Annotated in this window: 8 protein-coding genes; 2 read left to right on the forward strand and 6 right to left on the reverse strand. The window is 65.6% G+C overall.

The features are described from left to right. Together VFW69_RS23335 and VFW69_RS23340 are read right to left on the reverse strand one after the other, a co-directional pair. Positions 1-590, reverse strand: a 590-nt coding sequence (locus VFW69_RS23335) for an aspartate-semialdehyde dehydrogenase (protein WP_526505079.1), incomplete at its 3' end; no start/stop codon positions are given. Further along, positions 591-1,856 (reverse strand): aspartate kinase, encoded by a 1,266-nt coding sequence (locus VFW69_RS23340; protein WP_526505081.1) that lies wholly within the window; start codon positions 1,854-1,856, stop codon positions 591-593. A 329-nt stretch (positions 1,857-2,185) separates the two neighbouring features. On the opposite strand from VFW69_RS23340, the gene leuA reads away from it, so the two are divergent. Beyond that, on the forward strand, positions 2,186-4,006 hold the full coding sequence (leuA, locus tag VFW69_RS23345) for a 2-isopropylmalate synthase (RefSeq protein WP_526505092.1): 1,821 nt from the start codon (positions 2,186-2,188) through the stop codon (positions 4,004-4,006). A gap of 51 nt (positions 4,007-4,057) precedes the next feature. On the opposite strand, the gene VFW69_RS23350 is transcribed toward leuA, so the two are convergent. The 3 genes from VFW69_RS23350 to VFW69_RS23360 all read right to left on the reverse strand — a co-directional run bounded on the left by VFW69_RS23350 (position 4,058) and on the right by VFW69_RS23360 (position 5,374). Further along, a complete protein-coding gene (locus tag VFW69_RS23350) occupies positions 4,058-4,546 on the reverse strand; it encodes a hypothetical protein (protein ID WP_526505083.1) in 489 nt (162 codons plus the stop codon). After that, positions 4,543-5,109, reverse strand: coding sequence for a hypothetical protein (locus VFW69_RS23355; protein ID WP_526505085.1), 567 nt, complete (start codon positions 5,107-5,109; stop codon positions 4,543-4,545). Before VFW69_RS23355 ends, VFW69_RS23350 begins: the two co-directional genes overlap by 4 nt. A 109-nt stretch (positions 5,110-5,218) precedes the next feature. Continuing rightward, complete coding sequence (locus VFW69_RS23360) at positions 5,219-5,374, reverse strand: DUF6131 family protein (protein ID WP_172826388.1); 156 nt, start codon at positions 5,372-5,374, stop codon at positions 5,219-5,221. A 114-nt stretch (positions 5,375-5,488) separates the two neighbouring features. On the opposite strand from VFW69_RS23360, the gene VFW69_RS23365 reads away from it, so the two are divergent. Then, positions 5,489-6,157, forward strand: a complete 669-nt coding sequence (locus VFW69_RS23365) for a response regulator transcription factor (protein WP_526505088.1) — start codon at positions 5,489-5,491, stop codon at positions 6,155-6,157. A gap of 27 nt (positions 6,158-6,184) precedes the next feature. On the opposite strand, the gene VFW69_RS23370 is transcribed toward VFW69_RS23365, so the two are convergent. Next, the coding region (locus tag VFW69_RS23370; RefSeq protein ID WP_526505090.1) for a BRCT domain-containing protein at positions 6,185-6,456 on the reverse strand (272 nt) is incomplete at its 5' end.

A 6,456-nucleotide genomic window follows, 5' to 3' on the forward strand; every position in this document is an offset into this window, starting at 1 on the left:
GTCGGGAACTGCACCGCGCTGCCGTCGTGCACCAGCTGCTCAGCGCCTTCGATGACCGCGCGCGCCTGCGTGGCCAGCTCCTCGACCCCGGCGATCCCGCTGCCGGATACCGCCTGATAGCTGGACACCACCAGGCGTTGCAGCCCGGCTTCCTCGTGCAGCACCTTGAGCACCGGCATCGCTGCCATCGTGGTGCAGTTCGGGTTGGCGATGATGCCTTTGGGCAGGGAGCGCGCATCCCGGACGTCGCGGTCGAAGTTCACCTCGGATACCACCAAGGGCACTTCCGGGTCCTTGCGCCAGGCCGACGAGTTGTCGATTACCGTCACCCCGGCCGCAGCGAAACGCGGCGCCTGTACCAGCGACATCGTCTTGCCGGCGGAGAACAGCGCGATGTCCAGGCCGCTCGGGTCCGCCGTCGCGGCGTCTTCGACCTCGATTTCCTGGCCGCGGAATCCCAGCTTGCGGCCTTGCGAGCGTGAAGACGCGAAGAACCGCACCGACGTCGCGGGGAAGTCCCGCTCGTCGAGCAATCGGCGCATCACCTGGCCGACCTGGCCGGTGGCACCTACAACTCCAATGGCAACCATTTATCTACCTGTCCCCGCGTATACGGTCGCCGACTCCTCGCCGCCGAGCCCGAACGCCTCGTGCAACGCCACGACCGCCTTATCTAGTTCGGTGTCGCGGCACAGCACCGAGATGCGGATCTCGGACGTGGAGATCAGCTCGATGTTGACGCCCACCTCGGCCAGGGACTCACAGAAGGTGGCGGTGACCCCGGGATGGCTGCGCATGCCCGCCCCGATCAGCGACACCTTGCCGACGTGGTCGTCGTAGAGCAGCTGGCTGAATCCGATCTCGTCCTGGAGGGCGTCCAGCCTGGCCACCGCGGTGGGTCCGCTGTCGCGCGAGCAGGTGAAGGTGATGTCGGTCTTGCCGTCCTCGACCTTGGAGACGTTCTGCAACACCATGTCGATGTTCACGTCGGCATCGGCGAGCGCCCGGAAGACCCGAGCGGCATATCCGGGGATGTCGGGAATGCCGACGACGGTCACCTTCGCCTCGCTGCGGTCGTGCGCGACTCCGGTCAGAATGGGGTCTTCCATGGCTATGTCCTTGATCGATCCGACGACTATGGTGCCCGGGTCTTCCGAATAGGAGGACCGGACGTGCACCGGAATGTTGTAGCGGCGTGCGTATTCCACGCAGCGCAGCATCAGAACTTTGGCGCCGCAAGCCGCCATCTCGAGCATTTCCTCGAAGGTGACCGTGTCCAGCTTGCGGGCGTTGTGCACGATCCTCGGGTCGGCGCTGAAGATGCCGTCGACATCGGTGTAGATCTCGCAGACATCGGCGCGCAGCGCCGCGGCCAGGGCCACCGCCGTGGTGTCCGAACCTCCGCGGCCCAGCGTGGTCACGTCCCGGGTGTCCTGGCTGACACCCTGGAATCCGGCCACCAACACGATGCGCCCTTCGTCGAGCGCGGTCCGCAGCCGTCCCGGAGTCACCTCGATGATCTTGGCGTTGCCGTGCGTGCCGGTGGTGATCACTCCGGCCTGCGAACCGGTGAACGAGCGGGCCTGCGCACCCAGCGATTCGATCGCCATTGCGACCAGTGCATTGGAGATTCGCTCACCCGAGGTCAGCAGCATGTCGAGCTCCCGCGGTGGCGGCGCCGGACACACCTGGTGGGCCAGATCCATCAAGTCGTCGGTGGTGTCGCCCATCGCGGAGACGACGACGACTACATCGTTGCCCTGCTTCTTGGTAGCGACGATGCGCTCGGCCACCCGCCGGATCCGGTCGGCGGTCGCCACTGAGGATCCGCCGTACTTCTGCACGACGAGCGCCACGTTATTCCTGCCTCTCCGGCCTGGGCATTTCAGATTTCGGGTATAAGTCCACAACAGAATACGTGCCACCGCATGGTGATTTACGTCGCGATACCGCGTACGCCGGCCTACGCATTCGCTGCCGTCTCGGCGCAATTTTTGCCAAAGCGCCAAAAGCGGTAAAGTTTGGGACGTGCAGCGGGTGCTCCTCCTCGGACGCCGCGACGGGGCCTGATCCAGACCGGCTTCCCGTCGCGGGGGTTCGCGATGCGCCGGTCTGAAGTTTCCCTTCTGAAATCCCCGGAGCAACTACCGTGACTTCCAATCCCGACGCATTCAGCTCGACACGAATGATCCTTCAGCCCGCCGGCCCACCAGCGCCCGGACAACCCGCATGGAACCCGCAGCGGCGCTCGTCGATGCCGGTCAACCGGTACCGGCCCTTCGCTGACGAGGTCGAGCCCATCCGGCTGCCCGACCGCACTTGGCCCGACCGCGTCATCGCTCATGCGCCGCTGTGGTGTGCGGTGGATCTGCGCGACGGCAACCAAGCGCTGATCGACCCCATGAGCCCGGCGCGCAAGCGCCGCATGTTCGATTTGCTGGTTCGCATGGGCTACAAGGAAATCGAAGTGGGCTTCCCGTCGGCCAGCCAGACCGACTTCGACTTCGTCCGCGAGATCATCACCGACGGCGCCATCCCCGACGAAGTCACCATCCAGGTGCTCACCCAGTGCCGGCCGGAACTGATCGAGCGCACCTTCGAGGCGTGCGACGGTGCGCCGCAGGCCATCGTGCACTTCTACAACTCGACGTCAATCCTGCAGCGCCGCGTCGTTTTTCGCGCCGACCGGGCCGCCGTACAAGCCATCGCGACCGAAGGCGCGCGCAAGTGCGTCGAAGAGGCCGCCAAGCACCCGGGCACGCGGTGGCGATTCGAGTATTCGCCGGAGTCCTACACCGGCACCGAGCTGGAGTACGCCAGGCAGGTGTGCGACGCCGTCGGCGAAATCATCGCGCCGACCCCGGACAACCCGATCATCTTCAACCTGCCGGCCACGGTGGAGATGGCCACGCCGAACGTCTACGCCGACTCGATCGAGTGGATGAGCCGCAACCTGGCCAACCGGGAATCGGTCATCCTGAGCCTGCATCCGCACAACGACCGCGGAACCGCCGTCGCCGCAGCAGAATTGGGCTACCAGGCCGGTGCCGACCGCATCGAGGGCTGCCTGTTCGGCAACGGCGAGCGCACCGGCAACGTCTGCCTGGTGACGCTGGGGCTGAACCTGTTCTCCCGCGGCGTGGACCCACAGATCGACTTCTCGAACATCGACGAGATCCGCCGCACAGTCGAGTACTGCAACCAGCTGCCCGTGCACGAGCGTCACCCCTACGGCGGGGACCTGGTCTACACCGCGTTCTCGGGCAGCCATCAGGACGCCATCAACAAGGGCCTGGACCAGATGAAGATCGACGCGGACGCCGCGGACGCCGACGTCGAGGACATGCTGTGGCAGGTGCCGTATCTGCCGATCGACCCCAAGGACGTCGGGCGCACCTACGAGGCCGTGATCCGGGTCAACTCGCAGTCCGGCAAGGGCGGGGTGGCCTACATCATGAAGGCCGATCACGGCCTGTCGCTGCCGCGGCGGCTGCAGATCGAGTTCTCCCAGGTGGTGCAGAAGATCAGTGAAGGGGAAGGCGGCGAAGTCAGCCCCAAGGAGATGTGGGATGCCTTCTCCGAGGAGTACCTGGCCCCGGTGTTGCCGCTGGAGCGGATGAAACAGCGCGTCGACGCTGCCGAGGACGACAGCGGCGTCACCCGCATCACCGCGACCGTCAAGATCAACGGCGCGGAGACCGAGATCAGCGGGGAGGGCAACGGCCCCCTTGCCGCGTTCGTCCACGCGCTGGGCCGTGTCGGGTTCGACGTCGCCGTCCTGGACTACTCCGAGCACGCCATGAGCGCCGGCGACGACGCCCAGGCCGCTGCCTATGTCGAGGCGTCGGTGTCGATCGCGAGCGCGGCGCAGCCGGGCGAAGCGGGTCGGCACCCATCAGGCCCGGTGGATGGTCGCACGGTGTGGGGGGTCGGCATCGCGCCATCGATCACCTCCGCGTCGCTGCATGCGGTCGTGTCGGCGGTCAACCGCGCCGCTCGCGGCTGACGCCGTGCTGGCGGAGGGTCTTCGCCGGCACGGGCGTGGGCTGCCGCAGCGCTACACCGCAAGCAACCGCTCAAAGAAGTCGCGGTAGTGCATCAAAGCCAGGCGGAGGTCTTCGGTGGACGCCTGCTCGCCCCGCGCCCACTGCTCCTCGAGGCGCGAGCGCGCGTGGGCGAAGCCGTTCGCGAGCCGGTCAACCAGATCGGAGACCAAAACATCGGCCTTCTGCACGCAATCCTTCGGGTCGTCGACGAAGGCGGCCTGCACACCAGCCCACCGCGCGCGCAAGTCCGCGAGGTCGTTATCAGCGAAAAGCGGCTGCTCCGTTGATGATTCGTCCGCGGCGCGGGCGGTCGAGCGATCCTCGGTTGCGACCTGGGTTTGGTTGGCTGCATCGTCGACGGCCGGCGGCGCACTCGCGGGCGCCGACGGTTCGACCGGCGCGGTTGGTGCGGTGTGATCACCCACCTGCCCGGTGGTTTCCGCGACCGCGGGCTGGGACTCGTCGTAGGTATCAGTCGATGAACGATCTTGCGTGGTCATGCGCTTGCCTCCTGTGACGCATCGTCTTTTGTTGTTGTCTCGAGCAACTTTTCGAACAGCACTCGATAATGCACGAACGCTTCCCGCTGCTCTTCGGTGCTGACATCGCCCCGCAAATGGATGCCGTGCGCTGCGCGGTAGTTGTCGACAATCCCTGGATGATCCACCGAGATGTCGGCTGCCCGTCGCTCGAAATCGTCGATGGGATAACCGCGTTCACGCATCACCTCGGTAACCAGCCGATCGGCGACACCGACGGCGGTTGCCGGATTATCAACGAACCCGGTCTGCACCTGCTGCCAACGGGCGCTGAAGTCCGACAGCGCCGATGGCGTCAACGGAACTATGTCGAGTTTGTTTCGTTCGCGTTCCCTGGCGGTCAATTCCTGCTCCGCTACCTTGGGATCTCCGGCCTGCGACACCAAGCGCTCGTACTCGCGGCCATAGTGCTGTTTCAGCCGGTTTGTTTTCCGGCGACTGCTCGCCACTTTCGCCGCGATGGCGAGTACTGCCACCACAATCACGATGGAGACCGCAATCAGCATCCACTCCCAGGTGGGCATTTCGTGCTCCTCTCGTACACATGTCGAATAACCCGGGCACGGTCAATGCAAACGCTTGTTCGTGACGTGCAACACGTAGCCCGAGGTCGGGCGTCTCGATTGCGGGCGTTCAGAAGTAGTGCCGGCGGCCGCCGACGGCGCGTCCGGTGGAACCGAGGATCGCCAGGATCACGCCGGCGATGACGAGGATGATGCCGATGGTCCACAGCACCGCAATCTTGAGCAGAAATCCTACGATCAGCGCGATGATGCCGAGGATGATCATGATGGGCCTCCTACTGAGGTTGATGACTGGCTATCTGGTTGGGCCAGCGATGAATCCAGTCGATCACCCTTTAGGGGGGTAGCAATACACCCCTAGGGAGGTAATCTCGCCGATATGCCGCCTTCCCCTCGCGCGCCGATCACCGTTGCGCTGGTCGACGACTACGACGTCGTCGTGAAGGGCGTGGCCAACATGCTGGACCCGTACCGCGAACGTGTCGTAATCGCCGAACTCGACTCCACCATGCCCGTCGCTGACGCCGTCGATATCGTCTTATACGACTCATTTGCCCAACCCGAATCCGACCACGAGGAGATCGGGGTTTTGGTCGCCAACCCTCGCGCACGCCGGGTTGTGGTCTACACGTGGAACTTTCACCCCGACCTCGTCGAGAGCGCCCGGCGACATGGGGCGCACGGCTACCTCTCGAAGACCCTGCCCGCCCGCGAGCTGGTAGCCGCGCTAGAGGCCGTGCATTCCGGCGAGGTGATCGTCAGCGACATAACCGGCCGGGCACGCAGTGCGCCCGGGCTCGACTGGCCCGGCCGCGGCGAAGGCCTCAGCGACCGCGAGGCAGAGATCCTGGCGCTGATCACCCAGGGCAAGAGCAACGCCGATGTGGCGCGGCTGACCTACCTGAGCCCGAATACCGTGAAGTCCTACATTCGCAACATCTACCGCAAGCTCGGCGTCGGGAGCCGCACACAGGCGGTGCTGTGGGGTGTGCAGCACGGGTTCACCCCCGACCACCACCGCATCGAACACTGGCGCGGCGGGCCCTGATCTAGTCCGGACGGCAAAGCCGCCCGGTCAGAACAGCGCCAGCTGCTGGTCCAGCGTGCTGGCGTCGGTGAATTCGTCCATGCTGGTGCCCCCGATGACGGCGCCGACGTAGTCCATGAACTGCGCGTCGCAGATCACCGGCACCCCCAGTTGCCGGGCGAGGTAGCCCTTGCCCTGCTCGGGGGCGGGCTCGTTGCAGACCACCAGCGAGGTCTCCCGGTCGACGGCCTCGGTGTAGGCCAGCCCGGCGTGCAGGATGCGTTCGACGAGCTCCTCGTGGGTGCGGCCGACCTCGGCCG

The sequence above is a fragment of the Mycobacterium sp. genome (assembly GCF_036273375.1).
Classification (GTDB): domain Bacteria; phylum Actinomycetota; class Actinomycetes; order Mycobacteriales; family Mycobacteriaceae; genus Mycobacterium.

Bases quoted from the DNA above. Each gene is read 5' to 3' on its own strand.
- VFW69_RS23350 (WP_526505083.1), bottom strand. From the start codon at position 4,546: ATGACCACGCAAGATCGTTCATCGACTGATACCTACGACGAGTCCCAG.
- VFW69_RS23365 (WP_526505088.1), top strand. From the start codon at position 5,489: ATGCCGCCTTCCCCTCGCGCGCCGATCACCGTTGCGCTGGTCGACGAC.
- leuA (WP_526505092.1), top strand. From the start codon at position 2,186: ATGATCCTTCAGCCCGCCGGCCCACCAGCGCCCGGACAACCCGCATGG.
- VFW69_RS23355 (WP_526505085.1), bottom strand. From the start codon at position 5,109: ATGCCCACCTGGGAGTGGATGCTGATTGCGGTCTCCATCGTGATTGTG.
- VFW69_RS23360 (WP_172826388.1), bottom strand. From the start codon at position 5,374: ATGATCATCCTCGGCATCATCGCGCTGATCGTAGGATTTCTGCTCAAG.